The organism is Streptomyces sp. CA-250714 (genome assembly GCF_050936705.1).
Taxonomy (GTDB): Bacteria; Actinomycetota; Actinomycetes; order Streptomycetales; family Streptomycetaceae; genus Streptomyces.
In genome coordinates, this window is record NZ_JBNJMI010000001.1 from 4,163,593 (window position 1) to 4,186,124 (window position 22,532).

27 protein-coding genes and 1 pseudogene are annotated in these 22,532 nt (G+C 70.4%); 8 read left to right on the forward strand and 20 right to left on the reverse strand.

From position 1 onward, the window contains the following. The first annotated feature begins 171 nt into the window (after window positions 1-171). From ACQEU8_RS18685 to ACQEU8_RS18710, 6 genes and pseudogenes are all read left to right on the forward strand, one after another. Entirely contained in the window at window positions 172-1,131 is a 960-nt protein-coding gene (locus ACQEU8_RS18685; RefSeq protein ID WP_433101998.1) for a Zn-ribbon domain-containing OB-fold protein, read from the forward strand. Further along, entirely contained in the window at window positions 1,128-1,610 is a 483-nt protein-coding gene (locus tag ACQEU8_RS18690) for a MaoC family dehydratase (RefSeq protein WP_433102000.1), read from the forward strand. Before ACQEU8_RS18685 ends, ACQEU8_RS18690 begins: the two co-directional genes overlap by 4 nt. Continuing rightward, the gene (locus ACQEU8_RS18695; RefSeq protein ID WP_433102002.1) at window positions 1,607-2,767 is read left to right on the forward strand and encodes a lipid-transfer protein; all 1,161 of its coding nucleotides are present in this window, start codon (window positions 1,607-1,609) and stop codon (window positions 2,765-2,767) included. The genes ACQEU8_RS18690 and ACQEU8_RS18695 overlap by 4 nt, the downstream gene beginning before the upstream one ends. Before the next feature lie 82 nt (window positions 2,768-2,849). Continuing rightward, window positions 2,850-3,935 carry a DUF1906 domain-containing protein gene (locus ACQEU8_RS18700; RefSeq protein ID WP_433102004.1) on the forward strand — a complete coding sequence of 362 codons (1,086 nt, stop codon included), beginning with the start codon at window positions 2,850-2,852 and terminating at the stop codon, window positions 3,933-3,935. A 146-nt stretch (window positions 3,936-4,081) separates the two neighbouring features. Further along, window positions 4,082-4,717 (forward strand): SigE family RNA polymerase sigma factor, encoded by a 636-nt coding sequence (locus tag ACQEU8_RS18705; RefSeq protein WP_433102006.1) that lies wholly within the window; start codon window positions 4,082-4,084, stop codon window positions 4,715-4,717. A 277-nt stretch (window positions 4,718-4,994) separates the two neighbouring features. Continuing rightward, a pseudogene (locus ACQEU8_RS18710) lies at window positions 4,995-5,219 on the forward strand (AMP-binding protein); the annotation flags it as partial. An 87-nt stretch (window positions 5,220-5,306) separates the two neighbouring features. Here the strand turns inward: ACQEU8_RS18710 and ACQEU8_RS18715 are convergent. The 4 genes from ACQEU8_RS18715 to ACQEU8_RS18730 all read right to left on the reverse strand — a co-directional run bounded on the left by ACQEU8_RS18715 (window position 5,307) and on the right by ACQEU8_RS18730 (window position 8,086). Next, window positions 5,307-6,449 carry a methyltransferase domain-containing protein gene (locus tag ACQEU8_RS18715; protein WP_433102008.1) on the reverse strand — a complete coding sequence of 381 codons (1,143 nt, stop codon included), beginning with the start codon at window positions 6,447-6,449 and terminating at the stop codon, window positions 5,307-5,309. Further along, window positions 6,446-7,345, reverse strand: a complete 900-nt coding sequence (locus ACQEU8_RS18720; RefSeq protein ID WP_433102010.1) for a radical SAM protein — start codon at window positions 7,343-7,345, stop codon at window positions 6,446-6,448. The genes ACQEU8_RS18715 and ACQEU8_RS18720 overlap by 4 nt, the downstream gene beginning before the upstream one ends. 292 nt (window positions 7,346-7,637) lie before the next feature. After that, window positions 7,638-7,865 (reverse strand): hypothetical protein, encoded by a 228-nt coding sequence (locus ACQEU8_RS18725; protein ID WP_433102012.1) that lies wholly within the window; start codon window positions 7,863-7,865, stop codon window positions 7,638-7,640. Continuing rightward, a complete protein-coding gene (locus ACQEU8_RS18730; RefSeq protein WP_433102014.1) occupies window positions 7,862-8,086 on the reverse strand; it encodes a hypothetical protein in 225 nt (74 codons plus the stop codon). The genes ACQEU8_RS18725 and ACQEU8_RS18730 overlap by 4 nt, the downstream gene beginning before the upstream one ends. 270 nt (window positions 8,087-8,356) lie before the next feature. Here ACQEU8_RS18730 and ACQEU8_RS18735 point away from each other — a divergent pair, with 270 nt between their 5' ends. Continuing rightward, entirely contained in the window at window positions 8,357-9,229 is an 873-nt protein-coding gene (locus tag ACQEU8_RS18735) for a helix-turn-helix domain-containing protein (protein ID WP_433102016.1), read from the forward strand. Further along, complete coding sequence (locus tag ACQEU8_RS18740) at window positions 9,222-9,428, forward strand: DUF397 domain-containing protein (RefSeq protein ID WP_433102018.1); 207 nt, start codon at window positions 9,222-9,224, stop codon at window positions 9,426-9,428. The genes ACQEU8_RS18735 and ACQEU8_RS18740 overlap by 8 nt, the downstream gene beginning before the upstream one ends. A gap of 60 nt (window positions 9,429-9,488) precedes the next feature. Here ACQEU8_RS18740 and ACQEU8_RS18745 read toward each other — a convergent pair whose 3' ends face one another. From ACQEU8_RS18745 to ACQEU8_RS18820, 16 genes are all read right to left on the reverse strand, one after another. Beyond that, complete coding sequence (locus ACQEU8_RS18745) at window positions 9,489-9,878, reverse strand: GntR family transcriptional regulator (RefSeq protein WP_433102020.1); 390 nt, start codon at window positions 9,876-9,878, stop codon at window positions 9,489-9,491. 38 nt (window positions 9,879-9,916) lie between these two features. Then, complete coding sequence (locus tag ACQEU8_RS18750; RefSeq protein WP_433102022.1) at window positions 9,917-10,177, reverse strand: hypothetical protein; 261 nt, start codon at window positions 10,175-10,177, stop codon at window positions 9,917-9,919. Next, window positions 10,174-10,410 carry a hypothetical protein gene (locus tag ACQEU8_RS18755; protein WP_433102024.1) on the reverse strand — a complete coding sequence of 79 codons (237 nt, stop codon included), beginning with the start codon at window positions 10,408-10,410 and terminating at the stop codon, window positions 10,174-10,176. Before ACQEU8_RS18755 ends, ACQEU8_RS18750 begins: the two co-directional genes overlap by 4 nt. Window positions 10,411-10,413: 3 nt before the next feature. Next, window positions 10,414-11,298, reverse strand: a complete 885-nt coding sequence (locus ACQEU8_RS18760; RefSeq protein ID WP_433102026.1) for a glycoside hydrolase family 25 protein — start codon at window positions 11,296-11,298, stop codon at window positions 10,414-10,416. Between the two features lie 68 nt (window positions 11,299-11,366). Further along, window positions 11,367-13,721, reverse strand: coding sequence for a right-handed parallel beta-helix repeat-containing protein (locus ACQEU8_RS18765; protein WP_433102028.1), 2,355 nt, complete (start codon window positions 13,719-13,721; stop codon window positions 11,367-11,369). A gap of 11 nt (window positions 13,722-13,732) precedes the next feature. After that, window positions 13,733-14,479: a hypothetical protein gene (locus ACQEU8_RS18770; protein ID WP_433102030.1), complete on the reverse strand. Its 747-nt coding sequence runs from the start codon at window positions 14,477-14,479 to the stop codon at window positions 13,733-13,735. Then, on the reverse strand, window positions 14,479-15,585 hold the full coding sequence (locus ACQEU8_RS18775) for a hypothetical protein (RefSeq protein ID WP_433102032.1): 1,107 nt from the start codon (window positions 15,583-15,585) through the stop codon (window positions 14,479-14,481). The genes ACQEU8_RS18770 and ACQEU8_RS18775 overlap by 1 nt, the downstream gene beginning before the upstream one ends. Window positions 15,586-15,600: 15 nt before the next feature. Continuing rightward, window positions 15,601-16,584, reverse strand: coding sequence for a hypothetical protein (locus ACQEU8_RS18780; RefSeq protein WP_433102034.1), 984 nt, complete (start codon window positions 16,582-16,584; stop codon window positions 15,601-15,603). A 13-nt stretch (window positions 16,585-16,597) separates the two neighbouring features. After that, window positions 16,598-17,470 carry a phage distal tail protein gene (locus ACQEU8_RS18785; RefSeq protein ID WP_433102036.1) on the reverse strand — a complete coding sequence of 291 codons (873 nt, stop codon included), beginning with the start codon at window positions 17,468-17,470 and terminating at the stop codon, window positions 16,598-16,600. 2 nt (window positions 17,471-17,472) lie between these two features. Beyond that, window positions 17,473-19,704 carry a phage tail protein gene (locus ACQEU8_RS18790; protein WP_433102038.1) on the reverse strand — a complete coding sequence of 744 codons (2,232 nt, stop codon included), beginning with the start codon at window positions 19,702-19,704 and terminating at the stop codon, window positions 17,473-17,475. 251 nt (window positions 19,705-19,955) lie between these two features. Next, window positions 19,956-20,420 (reverse strand): hypothetical protein, encoded by a 465-nt coding sequence (locus tag ACQEU8_RS18795; RefSeq protein WP_433102040.1) that lies wholly within the window; start codon window positions 20,418-20,420, stop codon window positions 19,956-19,958. Continuing rightward, a complete protein-coding gene (locus tag ACQEU8_RS18800) occupies window positions 20,417-20,956 on the reverse strand; it encodes a phage tail tube protein (protein ID WP_433102042.1) in 540 nt (179 codons plus the stop codon). The genes ACQEU8_RS18795 and ACQEU8_RS18800 overlap by 4 nt, the downstream gene beginning before the upstream one ends. 14 nt (window positions 20,957-20,970) lie before the next feature. Further along, window positions 20,971-21,390, reverse strand: coding sequence for a minor capsid protein (locus tag ACQEU8_RS18805; RefSeq protein ID WP_433102044.1), 420 nt, complete (start codon window positions 21,388-21,390; stop codon window positions 20,971-20,973). Beyond that, on the reverse strand, window positions 21,383-21,733 hold the full coding sequence (locus tag ACQEU8_RS18810) for a hypothetical protein (protein ID WP_433102046.1): 351 nt from the start codon (window positions 21,731-21,733) through the stop codon (window positions 21,383-21,385). The genes ACQEU8_RS18805 and ACQEU8_RS18810 overlap by 8 nt, the downstream gene beginning before the upstream one ends. Continuing rightward, on the reverse strand, window positions 21,730-22,044 hold the full coding sequence (locus tag ACQEU8_RS18815; RefSeq protein ID WP_433102048.1) for a hypothetical protein: 315 nt from the start codon (window positions 22,042-22,044) through the stop codon (window positions 21,730-21,732). Before ACQEU8_RS18815 ends, ACQEU8_RS18810 begins: the two co-directional genes overlap by 4 nt. Next, window positions 22,041-22,430, reverse strand: coding sequence for a hypothetical protein (locus ACQEU8_RS18820; RefSeq protein ID WP_433102050.1), 390 nt, complete (start codon window positions 22,428-22,430; stop codon window positions 22,041-22,043). The genes ACQEU8_RS18815 and ACQEU8_RS18820 overlap by 4 nt, the downstream gene beginning before the upstream one ends. Window positions 22,431-22,532 lie beyond the last annotated feature (102 nt).

Consider the following 22,532-nt stretch of genomic DNA (forward strand, 5'->3'; position numbering starts at 1 on the left):
CGTCTTCATGTGCGCCTCCGAGCTGTTGACAGCAGCTGCATAACTGACGGACAGTCAAATAATGGGCCCCACCGAATGGCAGCGCCGACTCCGTGCCGACCTGCGCGCGTACTTCCGCGAGTTGATGTCCCCGCCCGACGCCGACCGGCTCGGCAAGCGGAGGGGGCGGCGGTGAGCGCGAGGACTCACGCACTACCGGAGGAGGGCGAAACCGACGCGCTGTACGAGCGGCTGCGGGCGTACGCGGGCCGCCCGGCGGCGGAACCGGCGTGCGGCCGGGACCCGGTCAACGAGCCGATGATCCGGCACTGGTGCGAGGTGCTGGGCCACCCCGTACCGGCTGACGGCTCGGCGCCCGCGACGATGCTCCAGGTCTGGACGATGGCCGGGCCGGCAGGGTCCCGCGGCGGCCGTTCCGGGCCGTACGGCGAGTTGCTGGGTGCGCTGGACGGCGCGGGCTACACCTCGATCGTCGCGACCGACTGCGAACAGGAGTACGTGCGGCCGCTGCGCCCCGGGGACGAGATCACCTACGACGCGGTGATCGAGTCGGTCTCCCCCCGCAAGACGACCAAGCTGGGGACCGGGTACTTCGTCACGACCCGGATGGACGTACGGGCCGGTGGCGCGCTCGCCGGGACGCACCGCTTCCGGGTCCTCAAGTACCGCCCGGTGAACCGAAGAACGGCCGAAACGGGCACCGGTGCCGACAAGCCGCGGCGTCCCCGCCCCGTCGTCAACCGGGACAACGCGGGCTTCTGGGAGGGCGTGGCCAGGCACCAGCTGCTCTTCCAGCGCTGCACGGCGTGCGCCACTCCGCGGTTCCCGTGGCTGCCCGGCTGCAACGTCTGCGGCTGCGCCGAATGGCAGCCCGTCGCGGCGTCCGGGCGCGGCACCGTCTACTCGTATGTCGTCATGCACCATCCGCCCTTCCCGGCCTTCGACCCGCCGTACGCGGTGGCGCTGGTCGAGCTGGCCGAGGGGGTGCGGATCGTCAGCAACGTCACCGGTGTGCGCCACGACGAGGTGCGGATCGGGATGCCGGTCGAACTGGAGTTCCTGCGGGTGGACGACGACTTGGAGCTGCCTGTCTTCCGGGGGGCCGGCACCGAATGGAGGCGGGAGCTGTGACGACGCCGCAGCCCCGTGCGGGTGACGAACTGCCGCCGCTGGACGTTCCGGTGACCCGCACCCTCATCGTCTCCGGGGCCCTGGCCTCGCGGGACTTCCAGGACGTCCACCACGATCCGGAGGCGGCGCGGGAGAAGGGCTCGCCCGACATCTTCATGAACATCCTGACGACCAACGGCCTGGTGGGCAGCTACATCACCCGCTGGGCGGGCCCGCACGCCGTGCTGCGCAGAGTCGCCATCCGGCTGGGCGCGCCCAACTACCCGGGCGACACCATGGCACTGTCCGGCCACGTCACCGCAGTCACGCCACCCACCCCCGACGCGCCGGAGGGCGAGGGCGCCACTGTCGAGATCGCCGTACGGGGCGCCAACCGGCTCGGCAACCACGTCACCGGCACGGTCACCGTCACCCTTCAGCAGCCGCAGCAGATACAGCAGCCACCTGGAACCGCCGACCCGGGAGGTACCCCCGCATGAGCCTGCGGAAGGCCGACTCCCTCGGCAGCCGGGCAGCCGTCGTCGGCATCGGCGCGACGGAGTTCTCCAAGGACTCGGGGCGCAGCGAACTGCAGCTCGCCGTCGAGGCCGTACGGGCAGCCCTGGACGACGCGGGGCTGTCCCCGGACGACGTGGACGGCATGGTCACCTTCACCATGGACACCAGCCCCGAGATCACCGTCGCGCAGGCGGCCGGAATCGGTGAGCTGTCGTTCTTCTCGCGGGTGCACTACGGAGGCGGCGCGGCCTGCGCCACCGTGCAGCAGGCGGCACTGGCGGTCGCCTGCGGTCTCGCGGAGACGGTTGTGTGCTACCGGGCGTTCAACGAGCGCTCCGGGCGGCGCTTCGGTTCGGGTGTGCAGCAGCGCGAGCCTTCGGCGGAGGGGGCGGCGCTCGGCTGGTCGCTGCCCTTCGGACTGCTGACCCCCGCCTCCTGGGTCGCCATGGCCGCGCAGCGCTATCTGCACACCTATGGTCTGCGCCCCGAGGTGTTCGGGCAGGTCGCGGTGGTGGACAGGAAGTATGCGGCGACCAATCCGGCCGCCCACTTCTACGGCAGACCCCTCACCCTGGCCGAGCACGCCGCCTCGCGCTGGATCGTGGAGCCGCTGCGGCTGCTGGACTGCTGCCAGGAGACGGACGGCGGCCAGGCGCTGGTCGTCACATCTGCCGAGCGCGCCCGCGATCTGCCGCACCGTCCCGCACTGATCACAGCTGCTGCCCAGGGTGCGGGGCGCGCACAGGAACAGATGACGAGCTTCTACCGCGACGACCTGACCGGGCTGCCGGAGATGGGCGTCGTGGCACGGCAGCTGTGGCGCACCAGTGGGCTGGGGCCGCAGGACATCGATGTGGCCGTGCTGTACGACCACTTCACCCCGTTCGTACTGATGCAGCTGGAGGAGTTCGGCTTCTGCGCGCGCGGTACGGGTGCGGATTTCGTCGCCGCGGAGACACTGCCGCTCAACACCCACGGGGGGCAGCTGGGGGAGGCGTATCTGCACGGCATGAACGGCATCGCCGAGGCGGTACGCCAGCTCCGCGGCACCTCCGTCAACCAGGTTGACGACTGTGCACGAGTGCTCGTCACAGCAGGCACCGGTGTCCCGACCTCGGGCCTGGTGCTCACCCGGTGACGATCGGGCGAATGGCTGAATCCCGGCGGCCCGTTGGGCGAGCCTGACCGGATCGAAGGGCGGCGGCTCGTTCACTCGGCCCATGGCGACCAAAAATCACATGATGGGACGGGCGGCCCTGCTGTCGGCCGCGCTCGCCACCGTACTCACCGGGGGCGCTGTCCCCGCCTCCGGTGCGGAGCCCGCCCCTCCCTCCCCCGCCTCCAGCCGCCCCATCACCTCCACCCCGGACGGGACCGGCGCTCCGTTGCCGGGCACCGGTCCGGTCCCCACGGCCCCCTCGCCCGCCGCTCCCGCCGGACCCGTCACCGATGGGATCACCGACGCGCGTGGGATGGCCGACCCGGCCGCCCCCGACGCACCCGCCGACCCGGCCTCGCCCGGCGCCGCGGGCGTACCGGCGGGGCAGCCGTCGCTCATCCGGGGCGACCCCCGCAACTTCGGGGCGCACATCTTCAAGGGCAACGCCTTCGACACCTGCCAGGCACCCTCGGCGGCCACCATGCGGGCATGGCGCGGCAGCTCGCCGTTCGGCGCCGCCGGCGTCTACATCGGCGGCCGGGGCAGGGCGTGCGCGAAGCAGAAGCACCTGAGCCCGGGCTGGGTGCGCACCGTCGCCCGGCAGGGCTGGAAGCTGCTGCCCGTCTACGTCGGCTCGCAGTCGCCCTGCGTCATCGCCAAGAACAAGCGCAAAGTCCGGATGTCCAGCAGGGCCCCCTACGGGCAGGGCAAGCGCGAGGGACTGGACGCGGTACGCCAGGCGCAGCAGCTGGGCATGGGCAGGAGCAGCGCCGTCTACCTCGACATGGAGGCGTACCGGTACAAGCGCAAGAGCTGTGCCGACACCACGCTGCGCTTCATCCAGGGCTGGAACAGCGCGGTGCGCGCCCAGGGCTACGTCGCCGGCTACTACAGCAGCGCCAACTACGGCATCGCGCACCTGGAGCGGGCCCGTGCGGCAGGTGCGCGGGGGCTGCCCACCGCCGTGTGGTTCGCCCGCTGGCACACCCGCCCGTCGGTGCACGGGGAGCGGAATCTGCACCCCCGGGCGTGGCAGCCGCACCGCCGCATCCACCAGCACACGGGCAATGTGAGGCGCACCTACGGTGGTCACACGGTGCACATCGACCAGAACCTGGTGGACGCTCCGGTGGCGGTCGTCCGATGAGGTCCCCAGGCCCACCCTGATCCGCGTGGTGGATGCTCTCCACCTTCAGGAGGTGTAGGTAGCGCCACCCCTACACCCTGAGGCGGACGCGGCATCGGGACCTTGGGGCGATCCGGGGAGGCCGGGCGGCTCATAGCGTGGATGCCATGACCACGCCTGGGACAGTTCGGACTCCCCGGACCACCAATGCGAAGCACGCGCGGTCCCTTGCGATGCAGCCAGGCTCCGGGGGACAGCCACTGACGTTCACCTCCTATGTCCAAGCGCGGGGCCCGGTGCTGCTGCGCACCGCCCGCTCCCTGACCGCCAACCCCAGCGACGCCGAGGACCTGCTCCAGACGGCGCTGACCAAGACCTATCTGGCCTGGGAGCGGATAGAGGACCACCGCGCGCTGGACGGCTACGTCCGCCGGGCGCTGGTCAACACCCGCACCTCGCAGTGGCGCAGGCGCAAGGTGGACGAGTTCTCCTGCGACGAGCTGCCGGAGCCCGACCCGCTGCCCGCGCCTGACCCCGCCGAGCAGCAGGCCGTACGGGACGCCATGTGGCGTGCCGTGCTCAAGCTGCCCGCCCGCCAGCGCGCCATGGTGGTGCTGCGCTACTACGAGGACCTGAGCGAGATACAGACGGCCGAGGTGCTCGGAGTCTCCGTCGGCACGGTCAAGAGCGCCGTCTCGCGCGCCCTGGCCAAGCTGCGGGAGGACCCGCAGCTGGCGGCGGACGTCCGCGCGGACTCCCAGGCGGAGGAGCACGACGCAGAGCAGGAGCCGCTGGCGGCCTGATCCCCTGGGCAGTACGTACGCCTCCTGCGCAGTACGTATGTCTCGCGTACGACGCCGGGCCGAGTGCGCGATCCGGGCACCGGATCAGCGCGGGCACCCGTGACATACCGAGCGGTCGGTGGCAGGCTTCCGCGGAACCGGCGCATTACCCGTGCGTAAAGACGCAGCTGTGCGTAACCCTCCTGTGCGTGCCCGCACCCGGATGTGAACGCCCTCCTGCGTGCTCGCACGCGGACATGCGCCTGCTCCGCGTAACCACGCCCAAGGGGAGGCCCCGGTGCTGAGCACGATGCAGGACGATGTACCGCTGACCATCTCGCGCATCCTGCGCCACGGAATGACCGTCCACGGGGGCGCCCGGATCACCACGTGGACCGGCGAGCCCGAGCCGCACCGCCAGACCTTCGCCGAGACCGGCGAACGCGCCGCGCAACTCGCCCACGCCCTCCGGGACGAGCTGGGGATACGTCCACAGGACCGGGTCGCGACCCTCATGTGGAGCAGAGTGCGCAAAGCACTCAGCGGGTGACCTGCGGAAATGGGAGCGCCCCCGACGGTTGGTCGTCGGGGGCGCTCGCTGCTTCTGCTGTCAGGTCAGTGTGACGTGCCACTTCCCGCGAGCGAGGAACGTAGCGCCGTCCGGGCGGATGAACACGCGGGCGCCACGCACCGGCAGCTCGCCTTCGTTGAGCCAGTAGGTGCGGCACTCGTCGAGCGCATCCCACAGCCGCCGCGGCCCGCCTTGGTGGACGGTAGGCCGATCGCTGCCGATCGCGGTTGCGCGAGCCCAGGAGCCGTCAGCGTGCGCCATGAGCGCCGTGCGCTGGTCGCCGTCCTCGCGGTACTCGTGCGCGATCCCAGGGACGGTCAGCTCCAGCATGGATGCGAGGTCCCAGGCGTCGACGACGCTGACGACCGGGTACGGGCCTCGGCTCACGTCGTCGCCGTCGTGCACGGCGGCCTTGTTGAGCAGGGCTCGCGCGTCGTCGGAGTAGCCGCCGCTGCTGTGGCGTGTGGGCATGAACCCGGCCCGGTCCCACTCCACGCGACCTGTGGCGCCCCCATCGGCGGTCTTCTCGGCCGTGATGATCAGCGACGTGCCCGCGAGCGTGGTTACGAGCCGGCCGCCGAGGCACAGCGCCCGTAGCCACGCGGAGGGGATCGGGCGCACACCGACCGTGGCGACCACTCGATCGATCGATCCGGCCTCCACGGGCAGCGGGCCGGTAGCGTCAGCCTCGATCAGTGCAGGTTCGAGGCCGATACTTGCGAGCCGGTCGCGCGCGGCCTTGATCAGATACGCGTCCACATCGACGCTCGTTACCTGCTCAGGGGAGAGGCGGCGGGCGAGTAGCGCGGTCCCGTATCCGCTGCCTGTGCCCACGTCGAGCACGTTGTCGCAGTCCTCAATCTGGGCGTGCTGGAACATGCGCACCAGCAGCGAGGGCAGCGTCGCCGACGAGGTGGGGGCGCCGTACGGGCGGTCGACGGTGGTTGCGCGGTCGGCATGCCGCCCCTCGACGCTGGTCACGAGGGAGATATCTCGGTAGGCGGCAGCCTGCCACGCCTCTGGGTCGGTGGGCCCGTCGTGCAGTTCCCAGCCGTCGACGCCGCGGTCCCACCATCGGGGCACGAACTGGTGCCGGGGCACTGTGGCGACGGGGTGGGCCCATCGCGAGGCGCGGTGGGTGACGTGGTCTGCGAGAGCTTCCGCAGGTGTCTTCCAGTTCACGCGGTGACTCCGAGCGTGAGAGCGGGGCGCATTGCCCCTCCGATGCTGTCGTAGGCGGGGGGACACGCCTCTGTGTTGGCCGGGTCGCAGTCCCCGGAGTCATCCGGTGGGCAGCCGTCGGCGCGGGGTAGGGGAACCTCCGCGGATAGGTCTGCCCAACGTGCGCTGTGCAGAATCTCGGCGAGGCGCTGCTCGCGGACGTTGCCGGCGACCATGAATCGGGACAGGATGCAGCCGGACACATCGCCGTCGGGGGAGACGCTGACGCGCTGCCGGAAGCATCGCCCGCACAGCTCGCCGACGGCGGGTTCGGTGGCTGCCTGCTCGGCGGCGCGGCCGACTTTCCGAGTGCGGTCGATCTGGATGCGCTGCACGCCGAGGTGGCGCAGCTCGGCGGCGGCCTGGTCGACGCGCTGCCTGTCGATGACCTCGACGATTCCGGCTCGCATGGGGATGCCGCGCCGCACTGCCTCGGCGATATTGGCCCGGATGCGGTCGAGGCTGCCGCGGGTGCGCGTGATGGTGTCGTGCTGCTCGGGGTCGTCGGTGTAGAACGACGTTGCCAGGCACACCGCTTGGCGCTCGAACCGGTCCCACAACGAGGGCCGAATGTGAGTGAGGTTCGAGTACACCTCGATGCCGAGCTCGGCGTCGGCGGCGTAGTCGATGAGCTGGGGCAGATAGGGGTTCAGGGTGGGTTCACCGCCGATGAACTGCACCATCGGGATACCAAGCTCGGCGATGTCTGAGATGACTCGCTGCCAGTCGTCGCGGGTCATGCTGCCCTGCGGCGTGCGGGGGCTGCTGCTGGTGCAGCAGTGCAGGCACGCCGCGTTGCAGGTTCCTGTGATCTCCAGCTCAACGGACCGGATACCGGCGAGCGCTGTTTCGGGCATGCGCGTTCCCTTCGTCGGTGTGGATGTGCGGTGCGACCCTCACCCGTCGGTCGCCTGGGTGGTGCGATGGTGTGCCCCCGGCCGGCGGCGGTTTACGTCAGGAACCCGCCGTCGGCCGGAGGCTGCCCGCCCGTGCCGGGCACGCTGGGGTGTCTCTCCGGCGCGGGCGGGAGTCAGGAGGGGCCGCGAAGGGCGGCAGCGATGACGAAGCCGGTGCCGAAACCGATCGCGAGCAGTAGGAAGGGTCCGGCGATTCCGCAGGTGGTCATGACGCGGTGGCGAAGTGTGTGCATCACAGGGTGTGCTCCTTTCGCTCGTTCCACAGGCGCGTGACCTCCGCCGCGAGCTCTGGCGGAGCGTGGCGGGTGTTGGCGTACTGGCTCGCGTGGAAGAGGCACATGCGCAGGCCGTGCGGCGGTCCCGAGCCGCGTTCGATGACCGCCACTTGCACGGTGTCGTCGCGGTCGGCCTCGCAGTAGGCGCACCAGCCGCGCAGGGCGCTCAGCGCGGCACGTCTCACCGTCGGGCCCCCTCGGCGCGGTCGCGCGTCGCGCCGTTGGCGGCGATGCCGGCCGCGTGGCGCTCGGCCTCCGTGGCAAGTCGTGCGGCGCTGGGCGGGCAGTCCCATTCGGTGCCGCCGCATGGTCGGCGCAGTAGGAGGTAGGGCCCGTTGTTGCCCATGACGCGGCCGAGCTCGCCTTTGCGCCGGTCGATGACGTACGCGCCGATGCGGTAGCTCATAGAGGTACCTCTTCGTGTCGTTCGAGATCACGGCGGTGGGCCGTGGTCGAAATTGACCGCCCGCGGCGTGCGTCAACGCCCGTACTGACGAGACGAGTTGTGGCGCCGGGGTTCCCTCAGCTTCCGCCTGCGAGCGAGAATCTGCAAGCTTTCATTTGAAGAATTCGCGCCGGATTCTCGAATGAGTGAGATGCATTGCGAATGTGGATCGGCAATGCTTTCATTTTGAGTGCCAGAGATGCCTCATTATGAGGCGAGGGAGGGGTAACGGTGGCGGAGCGCCCGACCGGCTCGACGGTCCCTAGACGGCAACTAGGGCGATACCTACGTGAACTGCGCAACCAAGCACGTCTAACAGCAAAGGCGGCAGCGAAAGCTCTCGAATGGTCCGACGCGAAGCTCTGGCGGATCGAGACCGGGCAAACCTCGCTCCGTAGTCTCGACGCAGAGGCCATGTGCCGGATCTATGGCGCCTCGCCAGACATGACAGAGGCACTGATGGGGCTGGCCAAGGAGACCAAAGCGCGCGGGTGGTGGCACAGCTACGGCGACGTGATCCCCGAGCGATTCGACATCTTCATCGGTCTGGAAGAGGCAGCGTCCCGCATCGACTGGTACGAGACAGATCTCGTGCCGGGACTGCTGCAAACCGAGGCGTACGCACGGGAGATCATCAGTGCGGCGCATGAAGACGAGGAGGAGGTGGAGCAGCGAGTCCAACTACGGATCGCCCGACAAGGGCTGTTGACCCGTACGACAGAACCTCCAACGCTGCGCGTAGCGCTCAATGAAGCAGTTCTACGGCACTCGGTGGGTGGCAGCGCGGTCATGGGAGGCCAGCTACAGCACATGGCCGAACTGTCCACGCTAGCCAATGTCAAGCTGCGTGTCATCCCCTTCAGCGCGGGGCTGCATCAGGGCGTACTCTCAGGGCAGTTCGGCGTCCTACGCTTCCCCGCTTACGGCGAGCGGGAGCCGGAGCCGCCGACGGTCTACGCCGACGGATACACCGGAGACCTCTACCTCGATAAGCCGGCCGAAGTCGCACGCTACGACGCAGCGTTCGCGAACATCTGGGAATCAGCACTCACGGAGGAGGCATCGCGACGCCTTCTCGTCGAGATGGCAGGGAGTCATGAATAGGACGTGTGAACCGACCCGCGACGAGTGGGTCAAGTCCAGCTACAGCAATGCGAACAGCGCGTGTGTCGAGCTACGCATCAGCCGGTCGACGGTCGGCATGCGGGACAGCAAGCAGCAGGGCGGCCCTGTGCTCACTGTCGGGGCTGCTGCGATGCGTGCGTTTCTAGGGGCTGTCGCCGACGGCCAGCTCGGCCGGTAGCCCAACGACAGAAGCCCCCCGCCCCGGCAGCGCGCCGGGACGGGGGGCGTTCCACTGCGCCTACGGTTCGAGTGTGTCGCGGATACGGGCGGCCACCTCGGCATGCCCTTCCGCCTCCAGCTCGGCGGCGAGGTCGAGCGCACGGCGTACCGTCGCCTCGGCCTGCTCGGCACGGTCGGCCTCCCGCGTGGCCATCTCCCACGCGACGGACCGCTCGCGGCGTAGCGCGGTGATCTCCGGATCGCGTACGAACATGCCGCGCCCCGCGATGACCGTTACCGCGTCAGCGGCGCGCAGCTCGGCGAGTCCAGCCCGGACGGTGGGCCGTGTGACGCCGAACTCGTCGGCGAGGGCGTCCTCGGACGGGAGCGCTGTACCGGGCGGGTACGTGCCGTCGGCGATACGGGCCCTGATGGTGCTCTCAATGGCGCGGTACTTCGGCGTTGTCACAGGAGCAGGATGCCACGCCACTCGGGCCGAGGGGGCGGTCACTGTGCGGCCGTATACAGGGACACGAGCAGGCCAGCGATGGCGACGAGCGCGGCCACGCTCGGCAGCGGCCACCGGGACCGCTCCAACTGACTGAGTCGCTGCTCGTGATCCTTGAGCGCTTCGTCTGTCTGGTCGCTGCGCTGCACCAGCAGCGCGAGGGCGCCGTCGGTCTTCGCGAACCCGACCTCGACCGACCGCCGTAGTCGTTCGAGCTCAAGGGTGACCGCGGCAGGGTCGGACGGGGTCGGAGCGGTCATCGGGTGCTGTCGCCTCCCTGCTCGACGATGCCGAGGCCGACGCGGTCGAGCAGCTGCTCGACGGACGGCAAGGCCATCACGCGGGACAGGCCGCCCGCGACGGCGAGCGCGCCGGCCACCCACGGCAGAGACTCGGGGATGCCGGACGCGTCGACGATGGCAGGCATCGCGACGGCGAACGCCACCACACCCTGAATGACGGTGCGCACGGTGCGCTTCGCGGCGTCGGTCATGAGTCAGTCCTCCGGGGTCGTGAGTTTGCGGCCGAGTCTGTCGAGCGCGGTCTGGGCGCCAGCCTCGGCCGCGGCGCGGATCTCGGCCGCCGTGAGTCCACCGCCGCCGAGGGCGTCGGCGAGCTTTTCGATCGTGGCGGCCTGTGCGCCGAGCTGGGCGAGAATCGCGGTGCTGTTGTCGGCAGCGATGTGCGCGTACGCGTAGCCGGACCCGAGCGCGGTACGGACGGAAATCTCGCCGTCCTGCAAACCGACCTGCTCGGGGAATGCCTTGGGTACCCACTCGTTGAGCTCTACGGCGTCATCGAGCTTCATCTCGTCGTCCTCCTGGTGCTGGGCGCCGCCTGCCCACGCACGCAGCGCGGCACGGTCGGCGAACTGGCCGATGTTGGTGTCGATGGGGTTGCTTGTGTACTGGTGGAACAGCCATTTCGCGCGCACGCTCGGCGATCCGGGGCGGCCGTTGTACTGGGCAATCCACAGCGCGTCACCCGCGTTGCTGGTGGTGTCGCGGCGCGTCCAGTAGTCGACGTTGCAGTACAGGCCGACTCGGTGAGTGCCGCCGCGGAGCCGCTTGACCTCGGCGAGGAAGCGGTCTTTGTCCGCGCAGCTCACGCGCGGGTCTTCCCAGTCGGCCCACAGCGGATCGCCCTCAACGCTGGCGGCCTGCTCGACGAAGTACCGCGCTTGCGCGGTCATCGAGCCGGGGCGCAAGAAGTGATAGAAGCCCACAACGAGGCCCGCGTCGCGGGCCCGCTGCGCCTGCGCTCGCATCTTGGGGTTCGTGTAGCTGGTGCCCTCGGTGGCCTTGACGAACACGAAGTCGAGGCCGCGGGTGCTGTAGGTGCTCGACTGGTACGAAGCCACGTCGACGCCCTTGACGGTCATGTGTGGGTGCCTCCTGGGCATGAAAAAGCGCCCGGCGCGGTGCGCGGGGCGTGCGAGGTGCGGTGGGGTCAGTGCTCGTCGTCGTACGGCGACAGAACGGGCGAGGTGGTGTCGTCGCCGATGTCTGCGGCGGCCTCGCCCTTGACGCGGTTGCCCCAGCGGCGCACGCCCGAGACCGTGCTCGTGATGCTGATGGCGAAGACCGCGAGCGGGCTCGCCGGGCCCTTGGTGTACGAGTTGCCAGTCAGCGTCAGTCGGTTGATGCCGGACGTACAGCGGAAGCCGTAGCCGCTACCACCGGTACCGGCGCCCGTGACGGAGTTGTTCGACACGACGATGTTCGCGCCTCGCAGTGCATGAATGCCGTTGACCGCGCACGACGTGATCAGGTTCCCGTCGAGCAGCATGTCGGTGCCGTTGTCACACGAGATTCCCGATCCGCCAGTGTTATCGACCCGGTTCGAGGCGACAACGCCGTCGGCGATCCACTCTTGCGAGATCCCCGTGTTGCCGATGGACGACAGCACGTTGCCAGTCACGGCGTACCGGGATACGTACTCCAGCCTGACGCCGTTCTCACTCCCGCCGCTGCCGTCGATGGTGTTGCCGGTGATCGCGAGGCTGTACCAGCGGCCGGAATCCTCGCCCTGCACATAGACGGGCTCGCTGTAGCTGCCACCGTCCGTGAACACGTTGTCGGCGATCACCAGACCGGTGGAGGGTTGCGACGACCCGCGGTCGACCCCGTCGGCGTCGGTGCGGTCGGCGGTCTTGCTGCTGTCGAGCGTGCGCGCCCACACACCGCCGCCGCACTGCGTGAAGGTGTTGCCGGTGATCGTCGACTCTTCCCAGATGTACGGCTTCACCGCGTACTGCGAGCACTGCTCGAACGTGTTGTTGGTGACCTTGATGCGGCGATGCCAGCGGCCCCAGGTCGCCGAGTGCGAGCCGACACCCGACGGCCACGCCACCGTGCCCGCCGTGCCGGACGGGCCGACGTAGCAGTCACGCATGACGAGGTCTTCCGTCGGCGTCGAGTCGTACGGGCCGAAGCCACCGAAGACGGACGCGCGGAACGCGCCGTCGACCTGTACCGCCTCGGAGAACGACCGGCCCCCGGTGTCGACGTAGCCGCGGAACGAGCAGCCAGAGACGGTCGCGCCCTTCGTGCTGTTGAGCTCGATCGCGTGATAGCCGGCCACGTCCCGGATCTCCAGATCCCGGATGGTCACATTGCGGGCGTGGCCGATGCTGATGCACATGTCCGGGTCGGTCGGGAACGCGGGTGCCTGCATGTCCCACAGCCCACCCTCGATGATCAGGTCACCGTGCCCGGAGTACCCGCCGTACGCCTGGCTGGCGTCCCCGTTGAGGAGAAACGTTTCCGGGGCGCCCCGCAGGAACGACGCGCCCGGGGCGAGCGTGAGCCGCGTACGGCGGTAGATGCGCAGTGGCAGCGTGGCGCACCGGTACGTGCCGGGCGGGACGATGATCCAGCCGCCGCCCCCGTCGCGCGCGGCATCGAGGGCGGCCTGGAGCGCGGGGGCGTCGTCGGTCGTACCGTCGCCCGTGGCGCCGTACTCGGGCGCGGTCGGGTCGATGACGGGCAGTTCGGCAGTCCCCAGCGGCGGAAGCTGCGCGGCGGGCACTTTCCCGCCCGTGTCGAGCTCGGCGACGCCGGACGGGGCGCCCTTCTCCGAGACAGCGACGGCGCCCACATCGGCGGCGCTGTAGGTCGGCCGCTGCGCGGCGGGGAGTACGCCCGCGTCGTCGAGCTGAGCGACCCCGCCCGGTGAGCCCGGGGCGGTGTCCGGCACGGCGCCCACGTCGGCCGCGTCGAGGATGATGTCGGGCCCCAGATCACCATTCACGGAGTTGACCGAACCGTCGCCCGGGTCACCCTTGGGCCCCTGCGGGCCGACCGGTCCGGGCTCACCCTGCGGCCCAGCCGGGCCGACGGGACCCTCGGGCCCAGCCGGGCCGATGAGCGAGTCGAGCCACTGCACGGGCGTGCCGACGAAACCCTCGGCGACGGCGATCTCGTATGCCGAGGCGCCGCGGACGTAGTTCGGATTCGCGGGGTCGGTCGGGGCCACGTCGGCGAGGTCGACCTCCGGGTCGTTGAGGGGGAGCAGGAGAGAGTACGAGCGGTTACTCGCCACGCCTGCGAGTGCTTCCGTCACGGTGTACGACCAGCCGACCGGGTCCATACCGGGGGCGTCCGTGGCAGGCAGCACCACGGCAATCGCGCCGGATGCGTCGAGCTGGGCCTCGACCGGCCCGTCGAGCATTACGTCGGCTGCTCCGAAGGTGAGCAGCGCGGGGGCCCGGAAGATCACCCGACCCTTGAGCGGGGTGCCGTCCGGCCGCAGGTAGCGGGCGGTGACTCGGACTGTGGGGATGGACTCGGGCAGCGTGGCCAAGGGGGTGCTCCTTACGGGGCGGGGATGGTGGGCGCTTCGTCAGCGCTGAAGGTGTTGCGGGTGAACGCTGCGATCACGTCGGTTTCGACGCTGCCGGCACCCTTGGTGCGGTGGTCGATTCGCCAGTTCACGTAATCGAGGTAGTCGAGACCGTCGAGCGGATACGTGATCGTCCGCGAGGTCGAGGTGTCTGCGGCGGCGTCGTACTCGGCGAGTACGCGTTCGACGCCGCCGGGCAGGGTCATCACGACGCGCACTTGCCCGCCGCCCGCGCCCGCGTAGGTGATCAGCCGCAGGTATGCGACGGCGTTGTGCACGGGCCCAGCACCGCGCCAGCCGATCAGATAGCCGGCGGAGCTAGTGACTTGGGCGCTCGTGGGGTACAGCGGGACGGGCATCCAAGGGCGGCCGAGCCAGCGGTCGGCGTACGCGTCGTCGGAGACGATGATGCGTCCGTCGCGGCTGAACATGCGGATCATCTGGCCGGATGCCTGGCTCTCGTCGCCTACGGTCAGTGCGCGCGAGCCGTCCTCGCGGCCGAGACCGATGCCCCAATCGCCCTCCGCTGTCTGTCCGACGACGAACGTGCGCACGTCGTCGGGGGTCTGTGCGACGAGTTGCCCGCCGCGGCCGATCACCACATCGCCACCGAGTACGGAGTCGAGTGCGGGCCGGATCTGTGACCGACCGCGCAGCGTGCGCACCTCGCGTTCGAGCTTGGCGAGACGGTCGAGGATGTCGCGAGGGACGTGCGCCATCACGGCACCTCCAGATACAGGCGTGCCGTCTCGGGGCGGCCACGCGCGGGCGGGGAGACGGACATGCCGACGACACGGAACCGTTCGTCGAGCGGTCGGGGGTGCCACAGATCGCGGATTCGGACGCGCACGGTCGCGCCGATCAGCGCGGGGCTGACCAGCCCACCGAGAAGTACCTCGATCTCGGGTATCTCGACGGGGCGGCGTGCGGCGGCAAGGTCGGCGCGTGCGTGCCCGTCGAGTACGTCCTGGCGCTCAACCGTGCTGTAGTCACTGGTGCCGTCGAGCCGCGGCCACCCGTTCGCGAGGTCATCCTCGGCGGTCAACAGTGGCGAGGTGAGTGGCGCCGAGTCCTCTGTCTGGTTGCGGTTGATGGACGCGCCGCGTGACTGCCAGGCGGTAGCCATCTCGGTGGCGTCGGACGGCCACGAGTACGACACGATCGGCCCGGGGTGGTCGAGCACCGCATCGGCCGCGCCCGTTCGCAGCGTCGGGTGCCCGAGCTGGAGCCGCCGCGCCCGGGTGCGGTCATCGCGTCGATACGAAGCAATGCGCCACTCGAACCCCTGCTCTGCCTCGGCGAGCTGGTCGAGCAGGTCACCGATGCTGTGCAGGTCGTACCGGCTGTACTCGCGGTCACGCAGCACACCAGATAGACCCGGGTCGGCCTCGATACCGAGGTCACCCCCGGGCGTCGCCTGCACGTAGGCGAGCAAGTCGCGCACGATGTCGAACTGATCGCGGGCGGTCGCGGCGTAGTCGTCGACCAGCAACCGGCGGTAGAGGTAGGACTCCCAGCCGCCAGCTTGAATCTCCGCGCCGAGATTCCCGCGGTCGTCCATCCCAGGTTTACGGGTCCACAGGATGCCGCCCCACCAGATATCCGGGCCACGCTCGACCCACAGACCGGTGCGGCCCGGGGTGAGCGCCCGGCGCGCTCGCTGCGCAACCTCAGCGTTCGGAGTGGGCACAACGCCGCGCAAGCTCCCGGTTTTGCCGATGTAGTCGTCAAGGGCGAGGCCCTGTACGGGAAGAGAGTCGACGAGCCGGTCGGTCAGCAGGTCCGTAAGTAGCACGCGGTAGGTCGTTGAGGGGGTCGGGATCACGGCACCCCCTCGGGATCACTGCACGTAGGTGGCGCTGATGCGGAGGTTGTGACCCTTTTCGAGGACGATGCCGGGCGACCACGTCCGCAACGTGACCTGTCCGTCGGGATCGCACCGTGCGCTGCCGTCGCCGTAGCCGTCCGTCGCCACCGCCTCGTAGGCGAACAGCGGCGCCCAACCGTCAGGCAGGGAGCCGACGAACGAGTCGGGCAGGTTGGAGGAGTCGGACAGGTTGCCGCCCGTGCGGGACAGGTACACCGACCACGTCACCGTGCCGTTCCGGCGCCGGGCGTTGAACGTGTTCACTGACCAACCGGTGCCCGCCAGAAACCCGGTGGTGACGGACTCGGCGGGGATCTCCGGCGGCCGGTACGGGCGCCACGCGTCGCCCGCAGCGTCCCACCGCTCCAGCACCCCGCCACGGTCGCGGTACGCGCCGTCGTACGCGCCCTCGTCGTCCGTGGCACCGCGGGGGACGATGCCACCCATGCCCACGGTGTACCGGCGCCGGTCCGTGAGCGCGCTCGCCCAGTCGACACCGCCCGTCGAGGCCGCCGCGCCCGCGCGCACCCGCACGTCCCACAGCGGCAGCGACGCGGGCGGCAGCGCGGGCGGTGTCGGGGCGCCCGCGGGCTCCCCCTGCACCAGCTCGACCACGGCCGCCGTCTGTCCCTCGGTGTCGTACATACCGTCGAGCACGCGCACGATCACGGTGTCGATGCGGTCGAGGGCGTCGCCGGGGGCGATGTCGACCAGCTCGGGCGCGTCGATGACGACCGGGTACGGGCCCTGCGCGGCGGTGCCCTGCACCACGGCGCGGCCGACGCCGATCTGTAGCGTCATCGCGCCGGCCGGGGCGGCGAGCAGCGGTGCCCCGCCCGGGATGACGCCGCCACGGCTGGTGAGCTCGCCCTCGGGCGTCACCGTGCCGACGGGGGCTACGCGGGTGTCCTCGCGGGTCTGCCCCTGGGGCAGCAGCCATGCAGCGCGCACGGTCATGCGGTCGTACTCCTTACCAGAAGGCCGAGCGGTACCGGACGGTCACGGACGCGCCGGGGGTGCCGGTCGCGCGCAGGACGAGAGCCGTCTCGCCGGGGGGAAAGGTGAATGTCTGCTCGGGCACCGAGCGCGCCGTCGCGGCGTACAGTCGCGAGGCGGTGCCGTTGAGGGTGGCCGTGCCCGCGAGGGTGTCGACGACGAGCAGGTCATCGGCTCCGAGCGGGAGGTCGTATTCGAGGGTGTCGCCGTTGCCGATGTTCGTCAGCGCGGGCCGGTCCATCGGCCCCCGGAACTCGATCACGGGGTGCGTGGCGGCGTCGCCGCGGTTGTGGACGGTCATCGTGCCGGACTCGCCGGGCTGTCCGAAGTCCAGCGGCCACACCAGCGGCCAGCCGAGGCCCGGTTCGCGCGCGGGCAGTCCAGCGCTCGCGGTCTGCTCGGCCAGCGCGTACCGACGCGGGTCTGTCGCCTCGAACTCGATCGCGGCTCCCGTGATGGTGCCAACGCGGTACCCGAGTCCGGCCGGGATCGCGCGCCGCACTGCGCGCGCGTAGGAGAGCAGCGGCCCCCGCTCATCCAGCCACACGATGAGCGGCAGTTCGTCGACGACGGGCACCGTGCTGCGGTTGAGCGCGGCGACCGCGGCGCCGATGGTTGCCCGCGGGGCGCGCACGGTCAGCCCGTCGAGGCCGATCGTGCGCGCCTGCGCGAGCAGGGTTCCCGGAATCGCGCCGTGCGCATCCGGGCGTGAGACGGTGCCCGAGTCGAGCGCGGGCAGTTCCTCCCATCCGGTGATCTGCCGCCACCGGTACGGGGTGCCGGGGCCGAGCAGCAGCTCGCCGTACTGCACGTGCCCCGGGCGGGTCACCAGATCGCCGAGCGCCACGGTCACCCCCTTGCCTTCGCGAGCCAGGCGAGCGCGCGGGCGTTGTCGTCGGGTGAACCGTGCTCGGCGGCGTGCCAGTGTTCGACCGCGACCAGCGGCCCGCCAGCTCCAGCCACGCCGAGGGAACCGGCTGCCCCGAAGGGGCCGGCTCCCGCGAGCGCGGGCGAGAGCTGGGGGACAGGGGGCGGAGTAACGAGGGTGCGCATGGTGCGCGCGACCGCTCCCGCCCCGCCCTCGATGCCCTGCACGATGCCCGCCGGAATCCAGCGGCCGATGTCGCGCGCCATGACGCGGCTCGGGGAGGAGATCCCGAGCGCCTTTGCGACCGGACCCGGGATCATGTTCTTCGCGAAGCTCATGAGCTTGCTCTTGAGCCAGCCGCCCATGGACTTCACGCCGCGCAACAAGCCGCGCACAACGTCCTTGCCCTTGCCGACCAACAGGTCTTTCAGGTTGCCGACGGCGCGGGCGAGTTTGCCGGGAAGATCATTCGCCCACGCGATCGCGTCTCGGCCCTTCTGAACCAGGCCATCCTTGAACTTCCGCATGGCTTCGACCGCTCGGTCGCGGAGCTTCCCGGCGAGCGGGCGCACCGCGTCGAACGCGCGTCCCGGCAGCCCTGTGAGCCAGCGGACAGCCGCAGCGATGCCCTTGCCGACGAGGGAGGCGAGTTTCGACGCGGCCTTGCCGACCAGCTCGGCCGCGTTCCCGGCCGCCTGCTTGGCCAGTTGCCATGCCTTGCTGAAGTCGCCATGCAGCAGCGCGACGATGGCCTCGATGGCCGGTACGACCACATCGGTTACCGCAGCAGCGAGGCCACCCGAGAGCGTTCCGGCCAGCTTCCCGATCAGCTCGATCAGCGGCTCGATGATCGGCATGAGTGCGTTCAGGGCGCCGATCAGCAGCTCGCCGACGGCAACGATCAGCGGGGCCAGTGCGACCAGCAGTTCGGCGAAGGTTTGGCCGAGTGTGGCCAGGGACGGTGAGAGCGCGACGATCAGGTCTGCCAGGATCGGCAGGATCGTTTCGGCAAGATCAGCGAGCACCGTAGCTATCGGCTCGATCACGCTCGGCAGTACGGACAGCACTGGTTCGAGGGCGTCCGCGAGTGCGGCTACGAGCAGCATGACCACCGGGGCGGCGGCCTCGATGATCGTCTTTACCGCGTTAATGATCGGAATCAGGGCGGGCAGGACAGAGGCGGCCAATTTGCCTATAACAGGCAAGACCGGCGAAAGGGCATCAATTAGGACACCGAACGCGTCCGCGGCGGCGTCCAGGACTGGGCCCAGCTCCTCAACGATCGGCATCAGCGCTTCGCCGAGCCTGCCGACCAGTCGCGCCAGCGGCGGCCCGAGCTTCGCCAGCGCCGGACCCAGCGCACCGGCCAAGCTCGCCACCAGCGGCCCCAGGGCTGAGACGAGCGCCGAGAGAACCGGCCCGCCCGCCTCAGCGAGTACCCCGACAAGCTGACCGACGGCGGGCAGGATGTCGCCTACCGCGCCGAGTAGGCCGCCCAGACCCTCAGCGGCGCCACCGGCGCCCGCGGCTACGCCCTCGAAGAAGCCGCCGACACCATCACCGACCGCGGCGAGCCCGGTAGACAGGGCATCGATCACCGGCCGGGCGGCCTCGACCGCGGTGACGAGCCCAGGCATGGCGCCCTTGGCGAGGCCGCCGATCCCATCGACGAGCGGTTCGATCAGCGGGGCGACGCCCTCGAAGAGCTGCCCAATCTGCGGGGCGAGGTCGTCGAAGATCCCCTGTAGCTGTCCAGCCGCCGCGACGAAGGGTTTCACCAGCGGCTTTGCGAGCTCGGCCGTCTGCTCCTTGACGTGCTCGGCCATGTCGCCGAACGCGTCTTTGACCTGCTCGTTCTCCTTGAGCGCCAGGGCGCCCAAACCGACGACAGCGAGCGGCACAGCGGCGAGCGCGCCCGCAGCCACCACCGCTGAGGCCGACAGTGCGAGGGCGGCCGTCTTTGTGGTGCCAAGCAGCGGCCCGATGCCCGCGAGACTGCGCTCTGCCCGCTCCGCTCCGCCCCCGATGCCGTCGCCGAGCGAGGCGCCCATGTCGGCGCCGGCCGCGGCGAACCTGCCGCGTAGGTCCCGCAGTCGGCCGTCGGCGTCCCGCTGGAGCCCTGCGAGGTCGGCCTCGGTCCGGGCCACGCCACGGCGGGCGCCGGAGTCGTCGAGGTCGATGAAGCCGACGAGTTCGCCGATGGTGAGGGCCATTGGGCACCCCCCATCGGCGCCCGTCGGGGCGCGCTATTCAGTTGTGGTTGTTGATCATTGCCCGGTCAGCCGGGCGATTTCGACGGGGTCCGTCACCGTGCGGGGCGTGCGTGCCCATGCCTGCGCGAACCTGCTCTCGGCGGGTAGACCGCCGAGCAGCACCAGCAGCCGGCGCGTTGAGACCGTGGCGAGCTGTTGTGGGGTGGTTCCGTACTCGCGGGCGAGGTCAGCCTCGACCGCCGCCCAGTTGGTCAGGACCGCGCGCCAGAAGTCGGCCGCTTCGCCGTGCTCTTCTTCGGGCGCGCCTTGGCTTTTCCCTTCGCGGCGTCACGCCGCTGCCGTTCGGCGTCAGCCTCGGCGACGGTCATGGAACCGGGCTTGCGGATGTTCTCGGTCGCCCACAGCAGCAGCGTCCCGAACTGTGGGTCGTCCATACCATGTGCGACGAACGTGTCGAGCGCGTCACGGCCGAACAGGTAACCGACCAGCGTGCGCACGTCCTCGGGGTTCTTGGATGCCTGCAACCGCTGCACCAGGAGGGCGAACATGCCGCCGAGCTCGCGGGGGAGCCGCCACTCGCGCCCGTATAGGCGGAACGGCATGCCGGTGCGCACGGGCTCGGGCTGCTCGGCGAAGAACGCGTCAAAGTCCGCGAACTGCTCGGGCGACTCGTCCGGCTCGGCCTGCTCGTTGTCGAGCTGGTCGTCGGTTGTCACTTGGTGCCGCCCTTCGTGTCAGCCGCGGCGAGCGTCTTGTCGCCCTGCGTATCGGTCGCGGCCAGTGTGGTGAACCCGGCCGGGACGGTGACGGCGGCAGATGTGGGCGCACCACAGCGGGTGAACGTAGCCGCCCAACTTGTCTTGTCGTTGGTCTCGCCGCCGGCCTCGCCCGGCGTGACGGTGCACTCCCACACCGCCCACGTCGTTTGCGAGGTGTGCCGGTAGCGCATCCGGCCGCGCGACTCCTCGCCGAGCCGGTACGCCCACACGTCGTCGATGTACGCCTGCCCGGGGTCCTGCGTTCCGGACGTGGCCGCGTACAACCCTTCGAGAGACAGCGTGGCGCCACGCTGCATCACGTCCTGCTCATAGTGCCCCTCGCTGTCGAACGTCGTGGTGTCGGCCGTCTCCTCGTTCTCACCCGGGTTGACGTTCCAGCTCTTGAGCTTGCCGATACGCAGCCACGTGTCGGGGGCCGCGTGATCCTCGACCTCGAAAATCCAGCCGCGGGCGTCGATGGGCCTGCCTGCCATGGGCGCCCCTCCTTTCAGATTCGGTGCTTGGTGGGGGCCGACACGCTGATGTCGTAGTTGCAGACGTGTTCGTGTCGGCCGGATGAGTCCGGGCCCATGGGGGCGGGGGTGCCGCGCGCGGCGGCGAGGATGAGCCACGTGCCGTCGGGCAGCTCGACGCCCGCCAATCCGTGCAGCTCGCTGTAAATCGCCTCGGCGCGGCGGCGGGACACACGCGGGTCGGGCCCCCCGCGGGTGCGCACCTGCAACCTGCGGTCGTCGAAGTCGTTGCGGGCGTCCTGCTCGCCACCGTCGTACAGCCACAGCGCGACCGCCTCGGCCGGTTCCGGGGGCATGGTCTCGACGAACAGGTCGCCGCTCGTGCCGGTTGGGTCGTAGATGCCGTGGCCGGTGGCAGCCAGATAGCGGGCGAGCCCGTCGAGCAGGTCAGCCACGGAGCGACCTCCGCAACTGCGCGGCGATGATCTGCGCGACCGCCGCGGCCTCTTCCGTCAACGGCCCTTCGAGGTACTTCGCCGTGCGCCCCGCGTCGTGCCGCCATGTCAACTCTTCGTGTTGGCGGACGGCATACACGGTGTCGTACGACACGGCGGCCGTGAGCTGCTGCTCGTCGACGGTGGCAACGCCGGAGCGTTCGAGGGTGGCCTCTTCGATCGGGACGCGGGCCCGCGAGACGGTGAGGACATGTTCGGCGCCCAGGCGCAGGCCGCGGAGGGCGCCGGCGCGGGTGCCGCGTAGTGCGGCGTCGCCGTTCCAGCGCAGACGCGTGCGCATCATTCCGCGCTCACCTCCACTGATTCGGGCACCGGGAGTCCTGGCGCGGTGTGGTGCGCGACGTTCAGCGCCCGCGTGATCCGGCCGGACGGCAGGGTGATGCGCGACTCGGCCGGGCAGTCGAGATCCGGCTCGGCGATGATCTGTGCCGTGCTGGTGACTTCGCGGCCTTCCTTGTCCCGAACGGTCTTGACGGTTTCGGCGACCAGGGCGCGCACCGCGACCGCGGGCCCGTACGTGGGCCCGTACGCGGAGTCGCCGCGGTACGGCTCGACCGTGATGCGGTGGCGCAGCAGCCAGCCGGGGACGTTCACCAGATCACCCCCGGCAGCAGTCCGGCGCGGCGCAGCGCGCGGTGCGCGCGCGGGGCGAGGCCGACATCGCCCGCGGCTGTCGGTCCGTCCTTGCGGCCGGACAGGGATACGGGCCCGATGCTGACCGAGTCCCACCGGCCGGCCGCGCCGGTGCCGTCGTCACCGGTCGCCAGTTGGTACTCGACCTGTGCACACGTGGCGTCGGCAAGGGCCTGCACTGTGTCGGGGTGCGTCGGCATGCCCGCGGCGTCCGTGGCGTACAGGGCGGCGAGTAGGGCGTCGTCGACATCCTCGGACGCGCGGGCGAGCAGTCGTTCGGCGCCGGGCGGGGCCGGTTGGCCGGTCCACGCGCTGAGCTGTTCGGGGGTGGCGTAGACGCGGCCCACAGGTCACCCCCTCGGCTTGCGCGGGCGCCCCGTGGCCTTCCTGTCCGACGGGGCGCTCGCAGACTTGGACGCGTCGTCCGACGTGGTGTCGGACGCGCCGTG

Excerpts from the sequence above, each read along its gene's own strand:
- ACQEU8_RS18800 (WP_433102042.1), bottom strand. The coding sequence starts at position 20,956 with ATGGCAGGCAGGCCCATCGACGCCCGCGGCTGGATTTTCGAGGTCGAG.
- ACQEU8_RS18705 (WP_433102006.1), top strand. The coding sequence starts at position 4,082 with ATGACCACGCCTGGGACAGTTCGGACTCCCCGGACCACCAATGCGAAG.
- ACQEU8_RS18755 (WP_433102024.1), bottom strand. The coding sequence starts at position 10,410 with ATGACCGACGCCGCGAAGCGCACCGTGCGCACCGTCATTCAGGGTGTG.
- ACQEU8_RS18810 (WP_433102046.1), bottom strand. The coding sequence starts at position 21,733 with ATGATGCGCACGCGTCTGCGCTGGAACGGCGACGCCGCACTACGCGGC.
- ACQEU8_RS18790 (WP_433102038.1), bottom strand. The coding sequence starts at position 19,704 with ATGGCCCTCACCATCGGCGAACTCGTCGGCTTCATCGACCTCGACGAC.
- ACQEU8_RS18740 (WP_433102018.1), top strand. The coding sequence starts at position 9,222 with ATGAATAGGACGTGTGAACCGACCCGCGACGAGTGGGTCAAGTCCAGC.
- ACQEU8_RS18780 (WP_433102034.1), bottom strand. The coding sequence starts at position 16,584 with ATGACCGTGCGCGCTGCATGGCTGCTGCCCCAGGGGCAGACCCGCGAG.
- ACQEU8_RS18700 (WP_433102004.1), top strand. The coding sequence starts at position 2,850 with ATGGCGACCAAAAATCACATGATGGGACGGGCGGCCCTGCTGTCGGCC.
- ACQEU8_RS18695 (WP_433102002.1), top strand. The coding sequence starts at position 1,607 with ATGAGCCTGCGGAAGGCCGACTCCCTCGGCAGCCGGGCAGCCGTCGTC.
- ACQEU8_RS18770 (WP_433102030.1), bottom strand. The coding sequence starts at position 14,479 with ATGGCGCACGTCCCTCGCGACATCCTCGACCGTCTCGCCAAGCTCGAA.
- ACQEU8_RS18760 (WP_433102026.1), bottom strand. The coding sequence starts at position 11,298 with ATGACCGTCAAGGGCGTCGACGTGGCTTCGTACCAGTCGAGCACCTAC.
- ACQEU8_RS18720 (WP_433102010.1), bottom strand. The coding sequence starts at position 7,345 with ATGCCCGAAACAGCGCTCGCCGGTATCCGGTCCGTTGAGCTGGAGATC.
- ACQEU8_RS18750 (WP_433102022.1), bottom strand. The coding sequence starts at position 10,177 with ATGACCGCTCCGACCCCGTCCGACCCTGCCGCGGTCACCCTTGAGCTC.
- ACQEU8_RS18730 (WP_433102014.1), bottom strand. The coding sequence starts at position 8,086 with ATGAGCTACCGCATCGGCGCGTACGTCATCGACCGGCGCAAAGGCGAG.